Origin of the sequence: Crocosphaera sp. Alani8 (assembly GCF_038442745.1) — a bacterium.
Classification (GTDB): Bacteria; Cyanobacteriota; Cyanobacteriia; order Cyanobacteriales; family Microcystaceae; genus Crocosphaera.
Window position 1 is genome coordinate 1 of the sequence record NZ_JARVCN010000388.1, and the last position, 2,798, is coordinate 2,798.

General features: G+C 35.3%; 1 protein-coding gene and 1 pseudogene. One reads left to right on the forward strand and one right to left on the reverse strand.

The genetic code is table 11. The features are described from left to right. Positions 1-615: pseudogene (locus P9B04_RS19435) on the reverse strand (hypothetical protein); the annotation flags it as partial. Positions 616-1,113: 498 nt separating this feature from the next. On the opposite strand from P9B04_RS19435, the gene P9B04_RS19440 reads away from it, so the two are divergent. After that, positions 1,114-2,490: an IS4 family transposase gene (locus P9B04_RS19440; protein WP_342056625.1), complete on the forward strand. Its 1,377-nt coding sequence runs from the start codon at positions 1,114-1,116 to the stop codon at positions 2,488-2,490. Positions 2,491-2,798 lie beyond the last annotated feature (308 nt).

Consider the following 2,798-nt stretch of genomic DNA (forward strand, 5'->3'; position numbering starts at 1 on the left):
TGGCCTAAGTTTTCGCAGCGAGTGACCCCTGGCTTTTTGAGAAGATACAAAAATCCAAGTAAATTTATCAAAGAACCGATTAAAAAGTTCAAGTCGATGGAAATTGGGGCAAAGAGGGGAAAAGAAAGAAAAAGAATAACGGAGAACGGAATTAGCCCAGCGAAGAAGAGGATCAAGGTTAAAGAAACGGCATTGAGTTCTTTGGGGAGGAGGAGAAGCAAAAGCCAACTCAGTTTGCTGAACTTGAAGACGGCAGTGATGGCAATCAGATAAAAAGCTTTGAAAAATATCATTAGAAAACAACTGTTTTTTCAATAAATTAGCCATAGCATGAGTCACATCATAAGTATAAATAACCTGAGAATGATGGCTTTGAAAAAGCTGAATCCCTTTTTTAAGATTACTAGCATGGTCAGAAATAATTTGAAGAGGAGTACCAACTTTTTGACTAACAGACTCCAGAATAGAATGAATCCAATCGCTAGTAGCTTTAATGGTAACTTCAAGAGCGAGAATTTGACCATCAGTATGCTTTAAAGCTCTCTTTTTTGGAAGAATTTGTGTCAGCCAAAAAGTATGAGGAATGCCATAGATGTATAAAACCTGGAAAAACAAACCAATTAAGGAAGATAAGGAATTAAACCTTTAGCATAGGCAGCTTCTTGTATAGGACGAGGCATGGTGCGAGCATCAACCATGAGTCCATCAACAGAAATCATCTATCCCTTCGTCACACATAAGTTAACAAAAGAAAAAAAGCTGAAAGGTGGTAATAATGGGGCATAGAGTTAATTATTAAGGAAAACAAAATAAGAAAAGAGGACTTATATTTTTAAAAAGTATAAAGTAATTCAAAGAAAAGTGAAAACACAATTAAAAGAGATGAAGATAAAAAAAATAAAAATTAAGGAAGAAAGTAAGATAAAATGAAAGTAAATGAAAAGTCTGAAAGACTTATTCTATCTGGGTTATACTAGAATTAATTTAATGGATTAGTCACATGAAAGTTAAAAAATAGAAGAGTATTTATTCATTAAGAATAAGAAAAAAAGGCTAAAAAGTCAAGATTGACTAAAATCATATTAAAGAGGATGATGAAAGGAGGAGAAGAAAATGAAAGCATGGGTAACTGAAGAACTTAAATATCTTGATTTAGGCGATAAAAGGCTAAATAAGAGACTCGAAAAAATGGTATCAGAGTTATCCGAACATCCCCACGAAAGCGTACCACAAGCGATCGAGAAACCATCAGATGTACAAGCCACTTACGAGTTTTGGGAAAATCGCCATGTGAAAGCAGAAAAAATAATAGAAGCGCATAAAAAAGCGACAATAGAGAAGCTGAAAGAAGAAAAAGTGGTGTTAGCGGTGCAAGACACAACAGATTTAGAATTTGCCCCGAAAAAGGGGAGAAGGGGATTGGGGAGTATCAGTAAACAAGGTGCAGAAGGATTAAAAGTCCATAATGTATTGGCTGTCAGTGGAGAAGGAATTCCATACGGCTTATTGAAGCAAAAAGTATGGGCAAGAGTTAAAGTAAGGAAAGGGAAAGGATATGTAGAAAGAAAACGTAAAATAGAAGAGAAAGAAAGTTTTAGATGGATAGAGTCATTAAGAGAGGTACAGGAGGCAATACCAGAAGATATAGAACTAATAACGGTATGTGATCGAGAGGGAGATATCTTCGAGTTATTGGCCGAACCGTTAAGAGAAGGTTCACACTTATTAATCAGAGCAGCACAAAATAGGAGAGTCAAAACAGAAGAGGAAATAGATAAATTATTCTCTAAGTTAGAGAAATTGGAACCAATAGCAGAAATGGCCATAAAATTAAGGAGAACACCGCGAAGAAAACCGAGAATAGCAAAATTACAAGTGAAGTGGATATCAGTGGAACTTCAACCACCACAGAATAAGCCGAATTATGGGGAAATGGAAGCCATTAAGGTAAATGCGATCGTAGCAGAAGAGATTCAGGTTCCCAAAGGAGAAAAAGAAGTAAAATGGGTACTATTAACGACTTTGGCAGTAAATAACTTAGCAGATGCCCAAAAAGTTCTAAAATATTATACATATCGTTGGTTAATAGAGAGATTTCACTATGTATTGAAAACAGGTTGTGGCATTGAGAAGCTGATGTTAGATAAAGGAGAGCGACTCGAAAAAGCATTAGCCACCTACAGCATCATTGCCTCAAGAATATTGTGGCTCAAATATTGTGCAGTAGAAATGCCAGATCAACCAGCCGATATTGCTTTGGAAGAGGAAGAATGGCAGGTGCTATACTGTGTAATTACTAAAAAAAAGGAGTTCCCGTCAGAAATACCGACAATATATGAATGTGTGAGGTGGATAGGAAGATTAGGAGGATTTATGTGCAGAAAAGGGGATGGAGAGCCAGGAGTGCAGACCTTATGGAAAGGATGGCAAAGATTGAGTGACTATCTGAAAATGTGGATAATAATTAAAGAAATGCCAGATGTTATATAAGTATAAGTATTATATGAGTATGAGGATTATACCAGTATAAGTTAAGAAGTGAATGAGTAGGATTAAAAAATGAGTAGGAGTAAGAAGAAGGAATATGAAGAAAAATGAGACTAAAGTACAATAGAGGGAGGATTTGGCAGAAGAATCTCAAAAGATACAAAAAGTAACTGAAGAAATTAGCTAGAGATCAAATAACTTGGCTAATAAAAGTGGTTTTTATCTTATACATCTATTTATAAACGTATAAAAAAATGAGCAGAGCTATTTCATCAAATCCAACAATTCAGAAGTGGAGAGTTTAGCAGAAA